General features: G+C 70.8%; 24 protein-coding genes. 10 read left to right on the top strand and 14 right to left on the bottom strand.

The features are described 5' to 3' along the window. Positions 1-76: 76 nt before the first annotated feature. Positions 77-385 (top strand): STAS domain-containing protein, encoded by a 309-nt coding sequence (locus OG959_RS13575; RefSeq protein ID WP_326658441.1) that lies wholly within the window; start codon positions 77-79, stop codon positions 383-385. 93 nt (positions 386-478) lie between these two features. On the opposite strand, the gene OG959_RS13570 is transcribed toward OG959_RS13575, so the two are convergent. The 4 genes from OG959_RS13570 to OG959_RS13555 form a co-directional block, all read right to left on the bottom strand. Then, positions 479-937, bottom strand: a complete 459-nt coding sequence (locus OG959_RS13570; RefSeq protein ID WP_326658440.1) for a hypothetical protein — start codon at positions 935-937, stop codon at positions 479-481. Beyond that, the gene (locus OG959_RS13565) at positions 934-1,932 is read right to left on the bottom strand and encodes a sigma-70 family RNA polymerase sigma factor (protein WP_326658439.1); all 999 of its coding nucleotides are present in this window, start codon (positions 1,930-1,932) and stop codon (positions 934-936) included. Before OG959_RS13565 ends, OG959_RS13570 begins: the two co-directional genes overlap by 4 nt. A gap of 99 nt (positions 1,933-2,031) precedes the next feature. Next, complete coding sequence (locus tag OG959_RS13560; protein ID WP_326658438.1) at positions 2,032-2,748, bottom strand: L,D-transpeptidase family protein; 717 nt, start codon at positions 2,746-2,748, stop codon at positions 2,032-2,034. Between the two features lie 94 nt (positions 2,749-2,842). Then, positions 2,843-4,162, bottom strand: coding sequence for an MFS transporter (locus tag OG959_RS13555; protein ID WP_326658437.1), 1,320 nt, complete (start codon positions 4,160-4,162; stop codon positions 2,843-2,845). 62 nt (positions 4,163-4,224) lie between these two features. Between OG959_RS13555 and OG959_RS13550 the strand changes: the two genes are divergently transcribed. Together OG959_RS13550 and OG959_RS13545 are read left to right on the top strand one after the other, a co-directional pair. Further along, a complete protein-coding gene (locus OG959_RS13550) occupies positions 4,225-5,178 on the top strand; it encodes a LysR family transcriptional regulator (protein ID WP_326658436.1) in 954 nt (317 codons plus the stop codon). A gap of 144 nt (positions 5,179-5,322) precedes the next feature. After that, complete coding sequence (locus OG959_RS13545) at positions 5,323-7,032, top strand: phosphodiester glycosidase family protein (protein ID WP_326658435.1); 1,710 nt, start codon at positions 5,323-5,325, stop codon at positions 7,030-7,032. Between the two features lie 171 nt (positions 7,033-7,203). Here OG959_RS13545 and OG959_RS13540 read toward each other — a convergent pair whose 3' ends face one another. Both OG959_RS13540 and OG959_RS13535 read right to left on the bottom strand, forming a co-directional pair. After that, entirely contained in the window at positions 7,204-7,392 is a 189-nt protein-coding gene (locus tag OG959_RS13540) for a DUF397 domain-containing protein (protein WP_326658434.1), read from the bottom strand. Continuing rightward, entirely contained in the window at positions 7,389-8,237 is an 849-nt protein-coding gene (locus OG959_RS13535; RefSeq protein WP_326658433.1) for a helix-turn-helix domain-containing protein, read from the bottom strand. The genes OG959_RS13540 and OG959_RS13535 overlap by 4 nt, the downstream gene beginning before the upstream one ends. A gap of 144 nt (positions 8,238-8,381) precedes the next feature. On the opposite strand from OG959_RS13535, the gene OG959_RS13530 reads away from it, so the two are divergent. Beyond that, positions 8,382-8,828, top strand: coding sequence for an ATP-binding protein (locus tag OG959_RS13530; RefSeq protein WP_326658432.1), 447 nt, complete (start codon positions 8,382-8,384; stop codon positions 8,826-8,828). Positions 8,829-8,852: 24 nt separating this feature from the next. On the opposite strand, the gene OG959_RS13525 is transcribed toward OG959_RS13530, so the two are convergent. Beyond that, entirely contained in the window at positions 8,853-9,173 is a 321-nt protein-coding gene (locus OG959_RS13525; RefSeq protein ID WP_326658431.1) for a hypothetical protein, read from the bottom strand. A 69-nt stretch (positions 9,174-9,242) separates the two neighbouring features. Between OG959_RS13525 and OG959_RS13520 the strand changes: the two genes are divergently transcribed. Beyond that, a complete protein-coding gene (locus OG959_RS13520; RefSeq protein ID WP_326658430.1) occupies positions 9,243-10,139 on the top strand; it encodes a LysR family transcriptional regulator in 897 nt (298 codons plus the stop codon). A gap of 62 nt (positions 10,140-10,201) precedes the next feature. Here the strand turns inward: OG959_RS13520 and OG959_RS13515 are convergent, their stop codons facing one another. After that, positions 10,202-10,609 carry a hypothetical protein gene (locus tag OG959_RS13515; RefSeq protein WP_326658429.1) on the bottom strand — a complete coding sequence of 136 codons (408 nt, stop codon included), beginning with the start codon at positions 10,607-10,609 and terminating at the stop codon, positions 10,202-10,204. A gap of 277 nt (positions 10,610-10,886) precedes the next feature. Here OG959_RS13515 and OG959_RS13510 point away from each other — a divergent pair, with 277 nt between their 5' ends. The 3 genes from OG959_RS13510 (at position 10,887) to OG959_RS13500 (ending at position 13,330) form a co-directional block, all read left to right on the top strand. Then, positions 10,887-11,345: a hypothetical protein gene (locus OG959_RS13510; RefSeq protein ID WP_326658428.1), complete on the top strand. Its 459-nt coding sequence runs from the start codon at positions 10,887-10,889 to the stop codon at positions 11,343-11,345. A 353-nt stretch (positions 11,346-11,698) separates the two neighbouring features. Next, entirely contained in the window at positions 11,699-12,589 is an 891-nt protein-coding gene (locus OG959_RS13505) for a GNAT family N-acetyltransferase (protein WP_326658427.1), read from the top strand. A gap of 90 nt (positions 12,590-12,679) precedes the next feature. Further along, positions 12,680-13,330 carry an MOSC domain-containing protein gene (locus tag OG959_RS13500; RefSeq protein WP_326658426.1) on the top strand — a complete coding sequence of 217 codons (651 nt, stop codon included), beginning with the start codon at positions 12,680-12,682 and terminating at the stop codon, positions 13,328-13,330. Between the two features lie 210 nt (positions 13,331-13,540). Here the strand turns inward: OG959_RS13500 and OG959_RS13495 are convergent, their stop codons facing one another. Next, a complete protein-coding gene (locus OG959_RS13495; RefSeq protein ID WP_326666361.1) occupies positions 13,541-14,218 on the bottom strand; it encodes an alpha/beta hydrolase in 678 nt (225 codons plus the stop codon). 197 nt (positions 14,219-14,415) lie between these two features. Between OG959_RS13495 and OG959_RS13490 the strand changes: the two genes are divergently transcribed. Together OG959_RS13490 and OG959_RS13485 are read left to right on the top strand one after the other, a co-directional pair. Beyond that, entirely contained in the window at positions 14,416-15,570 is a 1,155-nt protein-coding gene (locus OG959_RS13490; RefSeq protein WP_326658424.1) for an adenosine deaminase, read from the top strand. Positions 15,571-15,704: 134 nt separating this feature from the next. Then, positions 15,705-16,019 carry a hypothetical protein gene (locus OG959_RS13485; RefSeq protein WP_326658423.1) on the top strand — a complete coding sequence of 105 codons (315 nt, stop codon included), beginning with the start codon at positions 15,705-15,707 and terminating at the stop codon, positions 16,017-16,019. 71 nt (positions 16,020-16,090) lie between these two features. Here the strand turns inward: OG959_RS13485 and OG959_RS13480 are convergent, their stop codons facing one another. The 5 genes from OG959_RS13480 to afsQ1 all read right to left on the bottom strand — a co-directional run bounded on the left by OG959_RS13480 (position 16,091) and on the right by afsQ1 (position 19,925). Next, positions 16,091-16,297, bottom strand: a complete 207-nt coding sequence (locus tag OG959_RS13480; RefSeq protein ID WP_326658422.1) for a PspC domain-containing protein — start codon at positions 16,295-16,297, stop codon at positions 16,091-16,093. A 101-nt stretch (positions 16,298-16,398) separates the two neighbouring features. Then, positions 16,399-16,968, bottom strand: coding sequence for a VanZ family protein (locus tag OG959_RS13475; protein ID WP_326658421.1), 570 nt, complete (start codon positions 16,966-16,968; stop codon positions 16,399-16,401). 103 nt (positions 16,969-17,071) lie between these two features. Next, a complete protein-coding gene (locus tag OG959_RS13470) occupies positions 17,072-17,716 on the bottom strand; it encodes a hypothetical protein (protein ID WP_326658420.1) in 645 nt (214 codons plus the stop codon). After that, a complete protein-coding gene (locus tag OG959_RS13465) occupies positions 17,713-19,251 on the bottom strand; it encodes a HAMP domain-containing sensor histidine kinase (protein ID WP_326658419.1) in 1,539 nt (512 codons plus the stop codon). Before OG959_RS13465 ends, OG959_RS13470 begins: the two co-directional genes overlap by 4 nt. Beyond that, positions 19,248-19,925: a two-component system response regulator AfsQ1 gene (gene afsQ1, locus OG959_RS13460; RefSeq protein ID WP_185095372.1), complete on the bottom strand. Its 678-nt coding sequence runs from the start codon at positions 19,923-19,925 to the stop codon at positions 19,248-19,250. The genes OG959_RS13465 and afsQ1 overlap by 4 nt, the downstream gene beginning before the upstream one ends. Positions 19,926-19,963: the final 38 nt, after the last annotated feature.

Raw genomic sequence — 19,963 nt, 5'->3', positions numbered from 1 at the left:
ACCGGGATCTTTCCGGCCGGCTGAGAGGCATGGCGGCGCCGCGATGAGTTTTGCCCGCGGCGACGGTCTCCTTGGCATGGATCTCATGCCGCCGACGGCACTCGTCGTCACGGGCCGCATCACCCGGGCCGGGGTGCCGGGCCTCTGTGCACGTCTTGAGGCGATACTCGCCGCCACCGACGCGACGGTCGTGGACTGCGACGTGGGCGGCATCGAGCACCCGGATCTGACCTCGGTGGAGGCGGTCGCGCGGCTGTCGCTGGTCGCCCGCAGGGCGGGTGGGCGGCGGCTGCGGCTGGTCGGGGCTCCGCCCGCACTGCGGCTGCTGCTCGATCTGGTGGGGATCGAGGACGTGGTGGGGCTGGTGGGGGAGGACGGGAGCTGAGAGGGGGACCGTCCCGAGGCCCGTCGGCCGGCCCCGGCCCGGCCGGGTGCCGGACCCGACCCCCGCCCCGCCGTCAGCTCCGCGTCCCTGCCCCTACTCCTCGGCCTCCGTCGTGAACTCCGCCGTATCGCAGATCACTTGAACGAGCCGGGCGGTCGTCCGGTCGTCCGGCGGGACGTACTTCTCCGAGGGAGGGGTCGGCCCGGCGGAGGGATCCGCCGAGTTCCACGGGTCCGGCGGATCCGAGATGGGGGTCACGCGAAGCGGCGGGGAGGGAACGGCGGATGGGCTGGTCGCCTCCGGAGAGGACTCCGGGACCGCCGGCGGCCGCTTCACCGTCTCCGTGCCCCCCGGCGACCGCTTCGCGGACGCCGTCAGCTCCTCGCAGTCGTACTCCGGCTGGGGGCCGGGTTCGGCGGCGGAGGACGGCGGGGTGACGGGGGCGGGGCCGGAGGTCGCGGTGGGTTCGCCGAGCCACTGGGCCGTGGTCCAGCCGGCGGCGGCGAGGACCACCCAGCCGGCGACCAGGGCCCGGGTCGTGCCGCGCCTCACGCGGCATCGGCCGCCAGGCGGTCGGCGAAGCCGAAGAGGGGGAACCAGCGCGGGGTGTCGAGGAAGCAGTGCATCCCGGTGATGGCGCCGTCCTTGATGTCGATGACCTGGACCGCCCAGGGGATGAAGCCCTCGCCCTCGGGGTCCGGCTTGTAGTGCGCGAACGCCGGGGTGCCGTTGGCGTACGTCGCGATCAGGCGGGAACCGGCGCAGCTCGCGCCGATCGACGTCATGAACCCCGCGATGTCGTCGTGCCCTTGGAGCCAGAGGTCGAACGGCGGCATGGTCATCACGGCGTCCTCGTGGAGGAGCGCGGTCAGGGCCTTCATGTCGTAGCCCTCGAACGCCGCCACGTACCGCTCCAGGAGCTTGCGCTGCTCCTCGTCGAGCGGGTCCGCCGCATCGGCGGTCGCGGCATCCCCCTGGTGATCGGTCAGCGTGGCCCGCGCCCGCTGCAGGGCGCTGTTGACCGAGGCGACCGACGTGTCCAGCAGCTCGGCGACCTCGGCCGCCTTCCATGCCAGCACCTCGCGCAGGATCAGCACGGCACGCTGCTTCGGCGGCAGGTGCTGGAGCGCGGCGACGAACGCGAGCCGTACCGACTCACGCGCCACGGCGGCCTCCGCCGGGTCCGCGACCGACGGCAGGATCCGCCCGTCCGGCATCGGCTCCAGCCAGGTGTTCTCCGGCAGCGGGTTGAGCGCGGCCTGCGCGAGCGGCGTCGGGCCGGACAGATCGACCGGCCTGGCCCGCTTGTTGCCCGCGTTGAGCATGTCGAGGCAGACGTTCGTCGCGATGCGGTAGAGCCAGGACCGCAGCGACGAACGTCCCTCGAACTTCTCGATGTTGCGCCACGCGCGCACCAGCGTGTCCTGGACCGCGTCCTCCGCCTCGAAGGCCGAGCCGAGCATCCGGTAGCAGTATCCGGTCAGCTCGACCCGGTGTCCCTCCAGACGACTGTCGATATCGGTCGTCGTCGCCGTCAGATCACTCATCGCTCTCGCTCACCCCTGTTGCGCTGTGACACCGCTCACTTCAGCACTTCGGAAGCTACCGCAGGGCACTGACAACGGGGGCGGGAAGAGCAGAAGCGGTCACGTTCCGGGCTTGCGCCCGTACACGTACACGTCGTCGCCGTTCTTCAACAGGTTCCAGTATGACTTCGCGTCGGCGGTGCGCATGTTGACGCAGCCGTGCGACCCCGGCGGGTTCCACATCTTCACGCCGACCGCGTGGAACGCCTGCCCGCCGTCGAAGAACTGCGAGTACGGCATCGCCACGTGGTAGAGCGACGAGACGTGGTTCTTGTGCTTCCAGTAGATCTTCTTCGCGCCGGTCCGGGTCTCGTACCCGTCCCGCCCGGTCCGCACCGGCACCGGCCCGAACTTCAGCTTGCTGCCGTCCTGGATCCAGGTGATCTGCCGGGTCAGGTCCACGCACGCGATGCGCCCCTTGTTCGTGGGGCACTTCTTCGCCTTGTTCGGGGTCTTCCCGGCCGCCTTCTGGGCGGCGAGCGTCTGCATGGTGCGCCAGGTGACCGGCCCGGCGTAACCGATGGTGGGCGTGACCCCGTACGTGCTCTGGAACGAGCGGATCGCCTTGCAGTCGGCCGCCGACTGCTTGCCGTCCACCTTCAGGTGCAGGTACTTCTCGACCTGCTTCTGGTACGGCCCCCTGGACGTCGTGCACGACGCCGCCTGGGCCGTGCCACCGGTGCCGAGCACGAACGCCGGTACCGCCGTCAGACCGGCGACGGCCAGCGCGAGCCCGCGCCGCGTCCGTACGCCCTTTATGTTCCGTATGTTCCCCATGACTCCCATAACCGCCAACTCCCCTTCGCGCACAGTGCGGTGATTCCGCCTGCTAGACGCGCGTCGGGGAGTGGATGGTTGTGCGTCGAATGTCTCAGTTCTGTACGGAGGCGAGTCCGGCCGGCCGCATCCGCTCTGCGCGGGCCGCCCGCGTCCCGTACAGCGTGATCGAGACGACACCGAGGACCGCGACCAGTCCCAGCGCGACCGTGCCCGCCCAGCCCCCGGCGTGAAAGGCGACCGCGCCGAGCGTGCCGCCCGCGCTGGAGCCCAGGTAGTACGCCGACTGGTAGAGCGCCGACGCCTGGGCGCGGCCCGTGGTGGCGGTGCGGCTCACCGAGGACGAGGCGACCGCGTGCCCGGCGAAGAAGCCGGCCGTGATGAGGACCAGGCCGAGGAGCACGGCCACCAGCTGGTCGGCCAGCGAGAGCAGCAGACCGGCGGCCGTGGTGGAGACGGCGAGGTAGAGCGCGCCCCGGCGCCCCAGCCGGGCGACGAGCTTCCCCGCGGCCGCGGAGGAGACCGTACCGACCAGATAGACGAGGAAGATCGACCCGACCACACCCTGCGGGAGGCTGAACGGCGCCTCGACGAGCCGGTAGCCGATCACCGTGTAGACCGCGCCGAACACCGTCATGAACAGCGCGCCGATCGCGTACAGCCGGCGCAGCAGCGGATCGGCGAGGTGTCCGCCGACTGTCTTGGCGAGGGCCTTCGGGTTCAGCGAACCGGGGGTGAAGTTCCGGGCCCTGGGGATCATGAAGTGGAAGACGACGGCGCAGGCCACGGCCAGCAGCCCGACCGCGCCGAGCGCCGCCCGCCAGCCCCACGCCTGGGCGACCCAGCCGGTGAGGATCCGGCCGCTCATCCCGCCGATGCTGTTACCGGCCACGAACAGCCCGATCGCGGCGACGAGCGCCTTCGGCCGGACCTCTTCCGCGAGATACGCCATCGCGGACGCGGGCAGACCGGCGAGCGCGGCCCCCTGCACGGCACGGAGTGCGATCAGCCACCCGAGCGAGGGCGCGAAGGGTACGAACAGCCCCACGGTCACCGCGACCACCAGCGAGGCGGTCATCATCTGCCGCCGCCCGAACCGCTCGGACAGCGCACTCATCGGCAGCACACACAGCGCCAGCGCACCCGTCGCGGCGGACACCGTCCAGCTCGCCTGCCCGGCCGTGGCGCCGAAGGACGCGGAGACGGCGGGCAGCAGGGCCTGGGTGGAGTAGAGGAGCGCGAAGGTCGCGACACCGGCGGCGAAGAGCGCGAAGCTCATCCGGCGATAACCGGGGCGACCGGGTTCGAGCCGGTCCGCGGTGGCGGACGCGACGGGAACGGCTGCGGCGACGGGGGACGACTGGGTCGAGGCGGCCACGATGAGGGTGGACGCCCCGGTACTGGCAGGAGGCATGCCACGAACGTATGCCGCCGCCTTTCATGCGTCCAATGCACAAACACGCGATAATCAATCCCATGGCGCATCAGCACAGCTCACAGCCTCGGCTGTCACCAAGCGGTTACGAAGATGACATCCGTGCGGTCCTCGCGCCGCGCCTGGCGTACTTCGAGGCCGTCGCCCGCCACGAACACGTCACCCGTGCCGCGCACGAGCTCGGCGTCCCGCAGTCCACGCTCTCGCGGGCCATGGTCCGCCTGGAACAGGACCTGGGCGTGGCCCTGTTCTCCCGCAAGGGCCGCACGGTCTCCCTCACCCCCGCGGGCCGCACCTTCCTCGGCTCGGCGGAACGGGCGCTCGCGGAGGTGGAGAAGGCCGCCGACTCGGTACGGGCCGACGCCGACCCCACCGCCGGCAAGGTCGCCTTCGGCTTCCTCCACACGATGGGCTCGGAAACCGTCCCCGCCCTGATCCGCGCCTTCCGCGTCGACCATCCCCGGGTCCGCTTCCAGCTCGTCCAGAACTATGGCGAAGCCATGATCGAACGCCTCCGCGCGGGCGGCCTCGACCTCTGCCTCACCTCACCCGTCCCGGACGCCCCCGACCTCGTGACCCGCCGACTGGACGAACAGCGCCTGCGCCTGGTCGTCCCCGAGGACCACCGCCTGGCCACCCGCCGCCGCATCCGCCTGGCGGAGGCCGCCGACGAAACCTTCGTCACCCTGGAACCCGGCTACGGCCTGCGCCGCATCACGGACGACCTCTGCACGGAGGCGGGCTTCGTCCCCCGCGTCGCCTTCGAGGGCGAGGAGGCGGAGACCCTGCGCGGCCTGGTCGCGGCCGGCCTGGGCGTGGCGCTGCTCCCGCCTCCGGCGGTGGCCCGCCCGGGGGTCGTGGAGCTGACGGTGACGGCACCGCGGGCCGCTCGGGAGATCGGCGTGGCCTGGCTGGACGGGCACCCGGACACCCCGCCGGTGGCGGCGTTCAAGAAGTTCCTGCTGTCGCGACGGGGGAACCTGCTGCCGGACTGAGGGGTGGTGGGTCAGGAGGCGGGGGAGTCTGTCCAACGACGCCAGGGGCCTGGCCGAGGACGCAGTTCGTCAGTGCGGCGTCGGCGGCACCGATCCCCGCTGACGAGCTGGACATATCCGCACGGAAGCGCGAATCTGCCGAGCATGATCACCTCACCCTTGAGACCCGGCCGGGCGGCGGCGAGCCTTGCCGCCGCCATGCTCCTGGCCTCCCTGCTCATGGCGTCCGCCGAAGCATCCGAGGCAGACGGCCCGGCCGCGGTACCCGACTACCCGCCCGTCGGCCCGGTCTTCCCGCTCGGGGACGGTTCGGCACCGAGGAGCGGGGTTACGCAGCTGAGTTCCGGGATCACCTATCGGGTGTATTCCCAAGGGACAGCGGCAAGCGACGGATGGGCCGTGTGGGTGCGGTTCCCCGACGGGCAGGAGATGACCACCGTCGCTGCCACCGCGGCGGCGTACGCGCAGGGCCTGCAGGACGCCGGATTTCCCGCTGAGGCGGTACCGCTGGACTCGCCGGCCACGACAGACACGTACGCCATGACCCTCTACGGCGTGCACGTCGGTCCGTACGGTACTGCTGCCGAGGCGGCGAACAGCCGTACCCGGCTGAAAGAGGCGGGTTACCCCAGCACCCGTACGTTCTTCACAGCCGAGACGAACCCCGGCAGCCGGGGCCCCTGGCAGATCCGTGTGGTCACCGTGGCGCCCGGTGCCCAGGTCGACGTGCGCACCGAGCACGGTACGGACGTCTCCACCTCCCAGACGGTGAAGCAGATGGCGAACGCCTCGGGTGCGCTGGCAGCCGTCAACGGCACCGAGTTCGATATCGCGTCGCCCAACAACGCGGACTTCATGGGGTATGAGGGTGTTCCGCAGGGCTTGTACGTACGCAACAACGTCCTGCTCGGCGCACCCAACAACGGTCGCACCGCACTCCTGCTCAACGCTGCCGGGGGTGGCAGCCGCATTACGGAGATCACCTCCCGCACGTGGGTTTCGGTCCCGGGCAAGGGTGAGCGGGACGTGGACGGTGTGAACCGGGTGGCCGGCCAGGTACTTGGCTGTGGCGGCGTCGGCGGTGACTTCCGGGAGTCCACCAACGGCCCGCAGCCCTGGACGACCCCTGTGCGCAACGGCACCTGCTACGACGCGGACGAGATCGTGGTTTTCCGCCCGGAGTGGGGAGCCTCCACACCCGAGCCCGCTCCGAAATGGGCCGGCACCCCGGTCACCGAAGCGGTACTGAACGGAAATTGGGAGGTCCTGTCCGTACGGAACGCGCCGGGCTCCGTGCCGGCAGGCGGGCGGGTGCTGCAGGGCATCGGCCGAGGCGGCGCGTGGCTCGGCTCCCTCACGCCCGGTGACAGGGTCACCCCGCGCACCACGATCACCGATCCCGATGGCGCCTCGGTGACCTCGCCCGCCTTCTCCGCCGTGGCAGGCGGGACTCCCGCCCTGCTGCGGGACGGCCAGATCATGCTCAATCCAGCCGCCAACGGGATGGCCCACGCCTCCTGCGTCCTGCCGGCACCGGCGAGTGGATGCAGGCCCAGTGGGGTGCTGACCTCACGGCACGCCCGCACCTTGGCCGGCCTCTCGGCGGATGGTCACCTGATGCTCGTCACCATCGACGGCCGCAACCCCGGCTTCAGCGTGGGTGTGACCCTGCCGGAGGCCGCGCGGGTAATGCGCTGGCTCGGCGCCCGCGACGCTGTGGGGCTCGGCAGCGGTGGTGACACGACCCTGGTCGTGGGCGGCAGCCTCTACAACCGGCCGTGGGACGAGTGGGAGGACACGGCCCTTCGCGAACGCCGGATGAGCAACGCAGTGGTCGTCGTGCCGCGTTCCTAGCGGGCAACCACCGAACCCGCACCCCTCCTCTTCGGCCCCGTATCCGGTCTCAGGGGTGCGGGGCCGGAAACGGACCTGGTTGGGCGGCCACCCGGATACGCAATCGGTGGCAGCGTTGGAGAAGTTCCTGCTGTCGCGACGGGGGAACCTGCTGCCGGTGACGCCGGTTGATCAGGATGCGACGACGGACGCGTACGCGGTGAAGTCCGACCACGCGGCGGTGGAGACGGTGAACGGGCGGCGGTCGGTGTCCTTGGAGTCGCGGACGTGGACGGCGTGGGGGCGCAGGGCGACCTCTACGCAGTTGTCGCCGCCGCTGCCGCTGTAGCTGCTCTTGAACCAGGCCAGTTCGGTACTCATAGCGCTCCTAGCATCTGCTTCAGCAGGCCCGCCGAGGCCTCGTGGCTCAGCGCCTGTGAGCGCATCTTGCCATAGCGCTGGAGCATGGCACTGACCACTTTCGGGTCAGTGAGGAGGGTGCTGCTGTCATGGCCTTCGACGTAGCCGAACCAACTGTGCGAGGGGGTCTCGGCGAGGTACATCTGCCCGTCGATGCCGGAGTGATCCGGCTGCCTGAGCGGCATGACGAGAACCTCGACGTTGCGACGGCCGCCCTGCGTCAGAAGGTTGTCGATGAGCGCGGACGTGACCTGCGTACCCCCTAACCGGCGCTCAAGGACGGCCTGTTCGATGAGGAACGAGAAGGACGTGTTGGGGCGCCCGGGCAGGAGATCCTGCCGCGCCAGACGTGCGGCCACCTGTTGCTGGAAAGCGTCCTCCGCGAGCGGCGGGAGGCGCCGCTCGAAGACGGCCCGGATGTATTCCTCTGTCTGGAGCAGCCCAGGGACACCCCGGCACTCGTACGCGTACAGCGTGATCGCCTCCTCCTCGATCCCCGCCCACTGCTGGAACCAGGAGGCGAGTCCGGCCCTCCTGCGCAGGCTTCGCGCGGCGGCGCCGAGGACCTTGCCCGCGACCGCGCCCAGGGCGTCCGCCGCCCGCTCCGGCAGGTTCTCCGGCGGGAACCGCTTGCCCTGCTCGATCTTGGCGATGTAGGCGGGCGAGTACTGCACGCGGGGCGCGAAGTCCTCCTGGGTCAGGCCGGCGGCTTCGCGCAGGGCTTTGAGGACGGCCCCGAACGTCCGCAGGCTGTCCGACAGTTCGGGCTCGCCGCCCGACGCGGTGCCTTCGTGATCTGTAGTCATCGCCGCCCTGTCCTCCGCGCATCGATCAACGCGACAATGATCACGGACGGTTACCCACCCCGTCCAGAGCGTCAACCCATACAGGTGGAACTGTATGGGCGTCGTTCCTGCTGGAAGCAAGGGTCGGGGCGGAACGCTTGGCGCATGACAGCACTGCAAGCCCAACCGCCCGTAACCGTAAGTGTGTTCGTCCAGAGGTGTTCCGCCACACGTCTGGGCGCGACCCTCGCGCGGCGCCTGGCCGTATGGAAGCTCGACGTCTGGGGGATTCCGTACGGATCGGGACTCTCCGACACCGTCGCCCTGCTCGTCGCGGAGCTCGCGGCGAACTCGGTGCTGCACGGGCGGGTTCCGGGGCGCGATTTCGAGCTGCGGCTCTCGTACGCGTACGGGACCGGAGTCGTACGTGTCGAGATCTCCGACACCCACGAGGCCCGTCCGGGCCCCGCCGCCGTGCCCCGGCCCGACCCGGAGGCCGACGGGGGCAGGGGCCTCCTCATCGTGGAGGCACTCGCCGCCCGCTGGGGCGTGAGCGATCGGCTCGGGCCGGGCAAGACGGTATGGGCGGAGGCGGGGCCTCTGGCCCGCTGAGGACCGAAAGCGTGCCGGGCCCCGTCAGGAGGACAGCGGCTCGTGGTTGGCCCAGATGACCTTGTACGGGTGGCGGGACTGCCAGTGCCGGATGACTTCCTCGAGTCCGGGGGCGGCGAACGAGGCGTTGAGGGCGTCGAGGTCGCCGAGGGCGATCTGCACGATCGCGGTGGCAGTGGGCACGGGGCTGTGGTCCTCGGCGGGTACGCGGATGTGGCGTGAGGCGGCGAACGTCTGGATCTGCTCCGAGTCGCGCATGACCTGTTCGATGTCCTTGAGGAACTGATCCAGCTCGGCTTCCTGAATGGATTCGGCGAAGGAGACGATCATTGTGTGGTGAATCATGGGTCAATCGAACCTCGCCTCGCGAGCCAAGTCCAAGGCCGATTGATTCTTCAGCGATAACCTGGAGGAATGAGTGATCTGGAGACGCGTGAGCTGGAGTACTTCGTCGCGGTAGCCGAGGAACTGCACTTCGGCCATGCCGCCGCGCGCCTTTCCATCGCGCAGCCGGCGCTCTCGAAGGCGATTCAGCGTGTCGAGTCGCGGCTCGGCGTCCAGCTGCTCGTGCGCTCCAGCCGCCGCGTCTCACTGACGCCGGCCGGGGAGGCGTTGCTGCACCACGGCCGCCACGCGCTCAACGCGGTGAGCGCCGCGGCCCGGAGTGCGCGCCGGGCCGGCGACGTCCAGGCGCAGTTGCGGCTGGTGATCAAGCCCGGTGGCGATGCCAACCTGTTGTCCGGGATCCTCGCGGCGTATGCCGGGCAGCCCGATGCGCGCAGGGTGGATGTCCTGTTCGGCGGCGCCACCGACCGTGCGGACTACCTGCGTGACGGGAGAGCCGATGTGGCGCTGCTGTACGCGCCGTTCGACGACCTCACGGGACTGGAGTCCGAGACGCTGTTCGTCGAGGGGCGCGTGGCGATCCTGCCGCTGGGCCACCGGCTGGCCTCGCGCGGCGAGCTGCGCATGAGCGACCTGGAGCACGAGACGCTGCCGCGCTGGAAGGGAGTGCCCGACGGCGGGACCGGGCCGGAGATCGTGGACGTGGCACAGATGACGCAGATGATCATGCTCGGCCGGACGATCGCGATCCTGCCGCGGTCGTCCGTCGAACCCGTTCACCCGGGGCTGGTCTACAAAGCGGTGGTCGACGCGCCGCCCAGCCGACTGGTCGTCGCGTGGTCGCGGCTCGACCAACGGCCCCTCGTCGCCTCGTTCGTCGCCGCAGCGGTTGCCGCGAGCCGGTCGCAGCCGGAGTCGGCGTCGAGTCGGGAGGGCGAGCCTTCCCCGGGACGTGAGGTCGGATAGTCGCCGGGACCGCGGGCACAGGTGCCCCGCCCAGTTGCGGTTGGAACGGGGGGTTCAGCCGGTCAGAGCCCCCGCTGGACTCCCCCCGGTGACCGGGCGGAGCGCAGGCGTGCCGTGCGGGCGACGCGGAAGTCGAGGTAGGCCAGCGCCATGACGATGACGGGAGCGAGGGTGCACATCAGCACGAGTCGCAGCTGTCCGTCGGTCAGGGTGGCGATCAGGACGATCGCGACCGCACCTCCGAAGAAGCCGAAGAGCTGCCGGTAGGAGCGAAAGGCCCCGAATGCCGCTGAGACCTTCGGCTCTTCCGGTTCCTCATCGGTGAAGGCGGAGCGGACGGGGTGTTCGGCACCTTCGTCGCGTGCCTGGCGCCAGGCCAGGACCAGCCGGGTGAGCGCGTAGACGGAGAACGCGCCGAGGTAGATCCACCACTCGGTCGCGCTGTCGGGTAAGGAGCGGGCCAGGGTCATGACGCATCGCGTACCCCGGCTCCGTGAGAACAGGCGGTGCCGCACGTCCGATGCGCCCCAGGCATCGCCGGCGGTCCGTCGTCGGACCTGCCTGGATCCTGGTCCTGTGACACGCGAGAGCCGAGTCCAACGGCCACGAGCCGCGGGTGGCCGTGGCGGAGCCGGTGACGCCGGCCGACGGGAACCGCTGCACCGGCTGGGCGCTCCCCGCGGTACCGGGTGATCTCCGGCGAGACTCGGCAGGAACATCCCGAGCCGAGTGGACGGGGAGCCCGATGTGGGTATCCTGCTGCGGCAGTTGAGTGGTCAGGGCACGTACACGCGGTGGCAATCGGGGGACGACATGGTGCGCTTGATCAGGACGCTCGTTCCGGTGCTCGCTCTGGTCGCCGTGACAGCCGGGTGTTCCTCCGACGACGGCAAGAGCGAAGCGCGGCTGACCGAGCAGCGCGAGAGCTACTGCACGCAGCTCGGGGCGTGGCAGGACGCGCGGGCGGAGGAGGCGGACGCCGAGAGGGAGGGCGCGGAAGCGGATGGGGCGTCGGGGTACGACATGGTCGGGGCCGTCGCCGATGATGTCTTCCTCGCGATGGACCCGCTGCGGGACGAGCCCGTCGGAGGCGGGCGCACCCTGGCGGAGGCCACGGTGGCGGCGCTGAAGAGCAGTGATCGCGGGGCAGGCGGGCTCATCGTGCAGTACTGCCAGGACAACGGCTTCGAGGCCCAGGTCGGTTGAGCCGCTGACGACCTGAGGCGGCGTGCCGCGCTGTCACGGAACCGGTCCGACGCGCAGCACAGCCGGAGCCGAAGTCCCCCGGAACGAACCGCCCTTGGAGACTCCGCCTGAGCCTGCATGGCAGGCAGCTCCTCTTCGGACGCCCGGGTCGTCCGCCGGCACTCACGGCATGGCGCGGTATATGCCCCATGGCCCAGGTCGGCGAAGGAGCCGCGCGATGGGGCGCATGCCAGGAATCCCCGGCCAGGGGCATCCGGCGGATTACGCCCTGGACCGGGAGATCGGCCTGCGGCTAGGGTCCGATGATGCCTTCGACAGCCCCGTCATTGCCTCCCGGCTACCGCTCGCGGCCTGTGAACGCCCACGACATACCGGCGATCCACGCGCTGGTCGCGGCCTGCGAACGGGAGGTGCGCGGACGGGTGCAGAGCGACGCCGGTGCCATCGCCGCCGATCTCTCGCGGCCGGGTCTGGTGCTGGAGTCGGACACCGTGCTCGTCCTCGACCAGGCCGGGAGTCCGGCCGCCTGGGCCTGGGTGGACCGGCGCTCCGAGGTCGACGTGCACCCCGGGCACCGAGACCGAGGGCTGGGCGCGGCGCTCCTCGGCTGGGTGGAGTCGCGGGCGCGGGAGGCCGGCAGCGACGGCATCGTGCAGACCGTGCCTGAAGCGGATACCGCTGCCGTCGCGCTGCTGCGCTCCCGCGGGTACAGGCCGCTGGCGACGGCCTGGCAGCTGGAGTTCCCCATGCCGGTCGAACCCGCGGTGCCCGAGCCGCCGACGGGCGTGACAGTGCGGCCGTTTCGCGTCGGCGACGGCCCTGCCGCACACGCCCTCGTGCAGGACGCGTTCGATGAGTGGCAGCAACGGCGACAGGCGTACGAGGAGTGGGCCACCCACACCATCGACCGGCCCGCGTTCGCCCCGACGCAATCGACCCTGGCCTTCTCCGGTGGCCAACTGGTGGGTGCCGCACTGGCTTTGGATGTGCCTGGATCGGGTGAGGGCTACGTCGAGCAGGTCGCCGTGCGCGTCGATCACCGAGGCCGCGGCCTCGCCAGGCTGCTGCTGTGCCACACGTTTCGCGCCTTCCATCGGGCGAGCCGAAGCTCCTGCGTCCTGTGGACCCACTCGGACACCGGCGCGCTCGACTTGTATCTGCGGGTGGGCATGACGGTCCGGCAAAGTTCTATGGTCCTCCGCAGAGATCTCCATGCCCGGAGCGGCCGAGGACATGCGCGATGAGGTGTGAGGGCCCGGGAGTGGTGATCAACCCCAAGGGCGTGGAAGGGAATTGAGTCGCCGCAGCGGGCAAAGGACCGTACCCTCGCGCGCATGAAGCTGCTCTCCGTCAATGTCGGCAAGCCCCGGCCCAACCCATGGAAGGGCCTCAGCGCGACAGGAATCGACAAGCGGCCCGTTGCCGGGCCGGTCGCCGTGATCGCTCCTGGCCCGAAGGGCACCGGTGAGGTCGGTCTGGGGGGTGACCGCGTCTACGACGTGAGGCATCACGGCGGCACCGACCAGGCCGTCTACGCCTATGCCCGCGAGGATCTCGACGGGTGGGAGGCCGAGCTGGGCAGGCCACTTGCCAACGGTGTCTTCGGGGAGAACCTCACGACGCTCGGCCTCGACGTCAACGGCGCCCGCATCGGGGAGCGTTGGCGCGTCGGTCCGGACGTGGTCCTGGAGGTGTCGTGCGCGCGGATCCCCTGCGCGACCTTCCAGGGATGGCTGGAGCGAGAGGGCTGGATCAAGCGGTTCACCCAGGCAGCGGTGCCCGGCGCCTATCTGCGCGTGATCGAGCCGGGAGACATCCGGGTCTCCGACCCGGTCGAGATCGTGCACCGGCCCGACCACGACGTGACCGTCGCGCTCGCCTTCCGGGCGATGACGCTCGAACCGGACCTGCTGCCACGGCTGCTGGCCGCTGACGCGCTGCCGCAGGAGGACAGGGAGCGGGTCGGTCGGCGCAGGACCGCGTAGACGGGCGACAGGCACGCCGTACGGAGTGCGGGCCAGGTGCATCGCCGGCCGGCTCAACGATCACGCCGGCCGGCCGGTCATGAGAGCGGTGTCGTGGGCCGGACCGCTCCTGCATGCCGAGGTGCGGTCGCGGAGCCGCAATGACATGGCCCTCCTGTCACGGTTGCCGATGCTCCACCGCGTGAGCCGGTCCGGGCCCACCCCTCCGTCTCACCCGCGCAACGACTTCCCGAACCCCGCAGCAAGCGGCATCCGCAGACCCAGCGGCGGCGGAGCCGCCAGGGCGTCCGCGACCGGGCGGGCGTAGCTGCGGCCGAAGAGCGAGCCGCGGACGAAGTCGGCCGCCAGGGCGGCTACTTCGGTGTGGTGCTGGCGGAGCGCGTGGCCGTCCGAATGGACCTCGAAGCGGCAGGTGTCGCGGTTGGACTTCTTCGCGCGCTCGGCCAGGCGGAAGGAGAGCTCCGGGTCCGAGCGCGCGTCGTTCGTGCCGTGGACCAGCAGGACCTGGCGGCCGACCAGGTGCTTGACCGGTTCCGGTTCGGCGTCCGGGTCGCCCGGGAGCCAGGGGGCCATGGAGAGGACCGAGGTGACGGCCGGGTGGCCGCCCGCGCGGAGGGCCGCGCGGCCGCCCATGCCGTGGCCGGCCAGGCAGACCGGGACGTCGCCGTAGCGGCGTACGACCTCGTCCACCGCCCATTCGGCGTCCGCCGCGAGGTGGGCTTCCGTCGTGTTCCAGCCGCGGCAGCGGTAGTGGACGACGTGGGCTGCGAGGCCGTCGGTGCCGCCGGCGCGGGCCAGGGACCGGGCAAGGGGGAGCTGGAGGGCGTAGGTGAGAGGGGAGGGGCGGCGGTGCGAGTAGGGCTCGCCGTCCGGGAGCAGCAGGACCACGCCGCTGACCGTGGTGGATTCTCCGGCCGTCCTGACGGCCCGTCCCAGCCTTGCAGCAGGCAGGGGGAGTGCGCGCTGTGCCATGACGTAACAGTGTCAGAAGGGCAGGTGTACGCCACCCGTATTCGCGGTCTCTGTTACGTATCGGCGAGCGGCGTCCAGCGGCGCTCTACGCGCGTAGGCGCTAGAGTGCGTGGATGATGAGCCCGACCCTCCATGTGCCCGGCCAGGATCAGATCCGGCGTGCCCCCAAGGTCCTTCTCCACGACCACCTCGACGGCGGCCTGCGCCCCGGGACGATCGTCGAACTCGCGGCGGCGGGCGGCTACGAAGGCCTCCCGGAGACCGATGCCGACAAGCTCGGCATCTGGTTCCGGGAAGCCGCCGACTCCGGCTCGCTGGAGCGCTATCTGGAGACGTTCGCCCATACGTGTGCCGTCATGCAGACCCGTGAGGCGCTGGTCCGGGTCGCCGCCGAGTGCGCGGAGGACCTGGCCGCCGACGGTGTCGTCTACGCCGAGGTGCGGTACGCCCCCGAGCAGCACCTGGAAGCCGGCCTGAGCCTCGAAGAGGTCGTCGAGGCCGTCAACGAGGGCTTCCGTGAGGGAGAGCGCAGGGCGCGGAAGGACGGGAACCGGATCCGGGTGGGCGCGCTGCTCACCGCGATGCGGCACGCCGCGCGTTCGCTGGAGATCGCCGAACTGGCCAACCGCTACCGCGAACAGGGCGTCGTCGGTTTCGACATCGCCGGCGCCGAGGCGGGCTTCCCGCCCACCCGGCACCTCGACGCCTTCGAGTACCTCAAGCGCGAGAACAACCACTTCACCATCCACGCCGGCGAGGCCTTCGGCCTGCCGTCGATCTGGCAGGCCATCCAGTGGTGCGGTGCCGACCGGCTCGGCCACGGTGTCCGCATCATCGACGACATCGAGGTCGCCGAGGACGGCAGCGTGAAGCTCGGCCGCCTCGCCTCGTACGTACGGGACAAGCGCATCCCGCTGGAGCTCTGCCCGACCTCCAACCTGCAGACCGGTGCCGCGGCCTCGTACGCCGAGCACCCCATCGGGCTGCTGCGCCGGCTCCACTTCCGGGCCACCGTGAACACGGACAACCGGCTGATGAGCGGGACGAGCATGAGCCGGGAATTCGAGAAGCTGACCGAGACCTTCGGATACACGCTCGAAGACATGCAGTGGTTCACCGTCAATGCGATGAAATCAGCATTCATTCCTTTCGATGAACGTCTGGCGATGATCAGCGACGTCATCAAGCCCGGATACGCCGAGCTGAAGTCCGAATGGCTCTTCGAGCAGACCGCTGCGACCAGCGTGTCTACCTCGGTCGCCGGCTGAACGGACGTCTTCGGGGAACGGCCGGGAATCACTTTCCCGGCCGTTTTCCGTGTTTTTCGATGTTTGCGGGACGGGCAGAGGGCTGACTACGTTGCAGAGCCGCTCACATCCCCTTCCCCAAGGATGAATTTCACATGAAGCAGTCTGCTGCCAGGACTCTCGGCGTCGCCGCTCTCGGTGCCGCTTTCGCCGCTGCCGCCGCCGGTACCGCCTCCGCATCCGCGCTGCCGCTGGAGGCCGCGACCAGCGCCCTGCCCGTCGCCGGCGCGCTGGCGAACGCCACGTCGACCCTGCCGGTCCAGGACACCGCCACCGAGCTCCTCGGCACCAGCCAGACGAAGGTCCTCGGCGACGTCGCCGCCCCGGCCAAGGGCCTCCTCGGCGGCATGCCCGCCGGTGGTCTGACGACCAGCGGTCTGTCGGCCAACGGGCTGCCCCTCGGCCGCTGAGGCCCGCTCCACACACGCCTGTGGGCGGACCCCCGGATCCGGGGGTCCGCCCACAGGCGTGTGTACGGGGACTACCAGGCGGTCGCGGCGGACGACGGCTGCTCCTGGGGGAGCAGCAGCCACAGCGCCAGGTAGAGCAGGAACTGCGGGCCCGGCAGCAGGCACGACACGACGAAGATGATGCGCATGGTCCTCGCGGAGGTGCCGAAGCGCCGTGCCAGCGCTGCGCACACTCCGCCGAGCATGCGTCCGTCACGGGGGCGGGCAAGTGCGGCCATGGTGGGCTCCTTCGCGAACCGTTGCTGAAACCGAGGAGGGAGCGGTTCGTGCGCTCCCGGTGTATCCAGGATGGCTCGGACAGCGGGGGCAAAGCGTCGCTCTACGGGGCGATACCGACCCTGGAAATCGTCGGGGTCGACCCCTGAGAGGCCGACAGCGACGAGGGCTGGGCCGCGCGCGCGGCCCGGGGCAGCAGACGGCCCCTCTCCTCCTCGCGGCGGCGCAGCCGCGCCCGCCAGGCCGGAACGATCAGGACGTGCGCGAGAGCCACGCCGACGGTGTTCAGGAGCAGCGAGTCGACGTCGACGACCTGGCCGGGCACTCCGGTCTGGCCCAGTTCGATGACCAGCGAGATCAGCGCCCCGGCCGCGACCGTACGGGTCAGTGAGGCCCACGGGGAGACGAGGAGCCGGCCTCCCGCCAGCGGCAGCAGTACGCCCAGCGGGGCCAGCAGCAGGAGTTCCTTGCCGATGCGGCGGGCGGCGGCGACCGGGCCCAGGGACAGGTCGGCCTTGATGCCGGCGAACGGCTGGAGGTTGGCGGCGGTCATCCACGGCACGTCCAGGGGGCGCAGAGTCAGCCACCCGACGAGCAGCAGATGCGCGAGGAGCAGTGACACTCCGACCGCGCGGAAGCGGATGACGGCTTGGCCGCCCGAACCTTGACGCACGCCAGCCAAGACGCGGGCGGCGGCAGGATCGGTTCCGCTCCGGCGGGGGAGACCTGGCTCACCCCGTTCCGGCACCCGCCCTCAGGGGCGCGCACGGGCCGGCTCAGGGCAGTTGGGCCGTGTCCGCAGTCGGTACGGCCTCCGGGCTGGCCTTCGTCTCCGTCGTGCACAGGTAGGCGCGCGGTGCGTAGTCGCCCGGGCCGCCGAGCGTCACCGACTCGTCGGGGACGAGCGACTCGCTCTCGGCGAACGTGCAGACGATCTGGGCCAGTGCATCGGACGGCAGGTCCTCCGGCTGCTCGCTCAGACGCAGCGTGCCCTTCGGGTCGCCCGCGTGGGGGCCGTCGACCCGGAGCGTCCCGGGGACGTGCGTGGAGAACCCCGCCTGCTCCTCCGTGCTCGGCGGCTCCAGGCGCAGTTCGTCCAGGAGGGCCCGGGCGATCCGGAGCCGCTCCGATGCCGTCTCCCGGACCTGCACCGCGCGGTCCACGGTGACCAGTTCCGAGGCGCAGACCAGATAGATCTGCACGGGGATGCCCTGCTGGGCCTGGGTGGTGATGTCCTCCGCCGGCATCGCGCACGGCACCCGGGAGGGGGCCGGTCCCGCGTCGACGGGGACCGAGGTCGTCCTGATCCCGCAGCCCGTGGCCAGTACGGCGCAGAGCGCGGCGGCGGCGAGGGCCGCGGCGGGGCGGCGGCCCGGGCGTGGCGCGGCGGGGCGGCTGCCCCGGCGTCCGGTGGGTGTCACGTGGCGTCGTCCTCCTGGTCGGGGATCTCCGCGCCGTGGCCCTCGGTGGTGCGGTTCAGCGCCTCCGCGTCGCGCGGCAGGCGCAGGACGAATATCGCGCCGTCGCCGTCCGGCGAGTTGGCGGCGGTGATGTCGCCGCCGTGGATGTGCGCGTTCTCCATGGCGATCGAGAGCCCCAGGCCGCTGCCCTCGGAGCGGGGGCGGGAGGCGCTGGCCTTGTAGAAGCGGTCGAAGACGTGCGGCAGCACGTCCTCGGGGATGCCGGGGCCGTGGTCGCGTACCTCGATGACGAGGTCGTCGCCCTCGGTCCGCACCGTGACCCGCACGGGCGAACCGCCGTGCTTCAGCGCGTTGCCGATCAGATTGGCCAGGATCACGTCGAGCCGGCGCGGATCGAGGCGGACCATCATGCCGCGCTCGGCGTCCAGGTCCACCGCGTCCAGCCAGGCGCGGACGTCGATGCAGGCGGTCACCTGGTCGGCGACGTCGACGGTGTCGAGGACGAGACGGGCCGTGCCCGCGTCGAAGCGGGTGACCTCCATCAGGTTCTCCACCAGGTCGTTGAGGCGCCGGGTCTCGCTGACCACCAGGTGCACGGCGGGCGCGATCATCGGATCGAGGCTGTCGGCCTCGTCCTCCAGCACCTCCGCGACCGCGGTGATCGCGGTGAGCGGGGTGCGCAGTTCGTGCGACATGTCGGCGACGAAGCGGCGGCTGGACTCCTCCCGCGCGCTCATGTCCGCGACCTTCTTCTCCAGGGAGCTCGCCGTTCTGTTGAACGTCCTGGAGAGATCGGCCAGTTCATCGGTTCCGGACACGGTGAGCCGGGTGTCGAGCTTGCCCTCGCCGAGCTTGCGCGCCGCGTCGCCGAGCCGCTGCACGGGACGCAGCACCGTCGTCGCCGCGGCCTGGGCCAGCAGGGCGGAGCCGACGAGGGCCAGGGCGGTGGCGATCCCCAGTGACCAGGCGAGGGAGTTGAGATCCTGCCGTTCCTGGTCGAGCGACTTGAGCATGTAGCCGGTCGGACCGCCGCCGATGATCTTCGTACCGGCGACGAGATACGGCGTGCCGCGGATCGAGGTCCGCTGCCAGAACAGGTGGTACTCGTACTTGTTGCCCGCTTTGACCGGCTGCTTCCTGTCGACCTGCTGCTGCAGCGACACCGGCACGTTGTCGCGGGTGAAGGTGTCCAGGTCGGAGTTGCCGACGATCGGCTTGCCGGGATCGCGCTCGTCGATCAGCAGCACGCTGTACCCGGGGCTGCTGCTCGCCATCTGCACGGCGGCGGTCTGCAGGTCCTCCTTGGTGGGGCTCAGCGGCAGCGAGGCCGCGCGGCCCTGCATCTCCTGCCGGAAGTCCCCGAGCGCGGAGTCCTGCGTACGGGTCAGCACCGCCTCGCGGTTCAGCCAGTACGCGATCCCGGACGCGGACACCGCGGCGGTCAGCGCGACCAGCGCGAACACGACGACGAGCCGCAGCCGCAGGCTGGTCCAGCGGAGCCCGGCCAGCAGGCTCCGCCGCACAGCCGTGCTCACTGCGGAGAGTCCAGCCGGTATCCCACGCCCCGCACGGTACGGATCAGGGTCGGCGAGGACGGTACGTCCTCCACCTTCGCGCGCAGCCGCTGGACGCAGGCGTCCACCAGACGGGAGTCACCGAGGTAGTCGTGCTCCCACACGAGGCGCAGCAGCTGCTGCCGCGACAGGGCCTGGCCCGGCCGGCGGCTCAGCTCCAGGAGGAGACGCAGCTCGGTCGGCGTGAGCTGCAGGTCCTCCCCGTTCTTCGTCACGGTCATGGCGGACCTGTCGATCACCACGCTGCCGAAGGTGGCGGAATCCGTGGACTCGCGCTCACCGCGGCGCAGCACCGCGCGGATCCGGGCGTCGAGCACCCGGCCCTGCACGGGTTTCACCACATAGTCGTCGGCACCGGACTCCAGACCGACCACGACGTCGATGTCGTCGCTCCGTGCGGTCAGCAGGATGATCGGCAGTTGGTCGGTGCGCCGGATGCGCCGGCACACCTCGAAACCGTCGATCCCGGGCAGCATCACATCCAGCACGACCAGGTCGGGTCGCTGCTCGCGCAGCAGGTTGAGGCCGTCCTCTCCCGTCGCCGCGGTGGCCACACGGTGGCCCTGGCGAGACAGCGAGAGTTCGAGGGCCGTGCGGATGGCGTCGTCGTCCTCGATCAGCAACAGGAAAGGCACGTTGGTCATTCTGACCCATGGGGGTGCCCTAGTTCGAC

The organism is Streptomyces sp. NBC_00385, from assembly GCF_035917155.1.
GTDB classification, from domain to species: domain Bacteria; phylum Actinomycetota; class Actinomycetes; order Streptomycetales; family Streptomycetaceae; genus Streptomyces; species Streptomyces poriferorum.
This window is presented reverse-complemented; position numbering and strand designations above follow the sequence as displayed.

What these genes read in the sequence shown, in the direction of transcription:
- OG959_RS13565 (WP_326658439.1), bottom strand. Translation starts at nt 1,932, where the DNA reads ATGAGTGATCTGACGGCGACGACGACCGATATCGACAGTCGTCTGGAG.
- OG959_RS13515 (WP_326658429.1), bottom strand. Translation starts at nt 10,609, where the DNA reads ATGACCCTGGCCCGCTCCTTACCCGACAGCGCGACCGAGTGGTGGATC.
- OG959_RS13560 (WP_326658438.1), bottom strand. Translation starts at nt 2,748, where the DNA reads ATGGGGAACATACGGAACATAAAGGGCGTACGGACGCGGCGCGGGCTC.
- OG959_RS13530 (WP_326658432.1), top strand. Translation starts at nt 8,382, where the DNA reads ATGACAGCACTGCAAGCCCAACCGCCCGTAACCGTAAGTGTGTTCGTC.
- OG959_RS13520 (WP_326658430.1), top strand. Translation starts at nt 9,243, where the DNA reads ATGAGTGATCTGGAGACGCGTGAGCTGGAGTACTTCGTCGCGGTAGCC.
- OG959_RS13550 (WP_326658436.1), top strand. Translation starts at nt 4,225, where the DNA reads ATGGCGCATCAGCACAGCTCACAGCCTCGGCTGTCACCAAGCGGTTAC.
- OG959_RS13545 (WP_326658435.1), top strand. Translation starts at nt 5,323, where the DNA reads ATGATCACCTCACCCTTGAGACCCGGCCGGGCGGCGGCGAGCCTTGCC.
- OG959_RS13480 (WP_326658422.1), bottom strand. Translation starts at nt 16,297, where the DNA reads ATGGCCGCACTTGCCCGCCCCCGTGACGGACGCATGCTCGGCGGAGTG.
- OG959_RS13500 (WP_326658426.1), top strand. Translation starts at nt 12,680, where the DNA reads ATGAAGCTGCTCTCCGTCAATGTCGGCAAGCCCCGGCCCAACCCATGG.
- OG959_RS13575 (WP_326658441.1), top strand. Translation starts at nt 77, where the DNA reads ATGGATCTCATGCCGCCGACGGCACTCGTCGTCACGGGCCGCATCACC.
- OG959_RS13540 (WP_326658434.1), bottom strand. Translation starts at nt 7,392, where the DNA reads ATGAGTACCGAACTGGCCTGGTTCAAGAGCAGCTACAGCGGCAGCGGC.
- OG959_RS13485 (WP_326658423.1), top strand. Translation starts at nt 15,705, where the DNA reads ATGAAGCAGTCTGCTGCCAGGACTCTCGGCGTCGCCGCTCTCGGTGCC.
- OG959_RS13525 (WP_326658431.1), bottom strand. Translation starts at nt 9,173, where the DNA reads ATGATTCACCACACAATGATCGTCTCCTTCGCCGAATCCATTCAGGAA.
- OG959_RS13535 (WP_326658433.1), bottom strand. Translation starts at nt 8,237, where the DNA reads ATGACTACAGATCACGAAGGCACCGCGTCGGGCGGCGAGCCCGAACTG.
- OG959_RS13555 (WP_326658437.1), bottom strand. Translation starts at nt 4,162, where the DNA reads ATGCCTCCTGCCAGTACCGGGGCGTCCACCCTCATCGTGGCCGCCTCG.
- OG959_RS13490 (WP_326658424.1), top strand. Translation starts at nt 14,416, where the DNA reads ATGATGAGCCCGACCCTCCATGTGCCCGGCCAGGATCAGATCCGGCGT.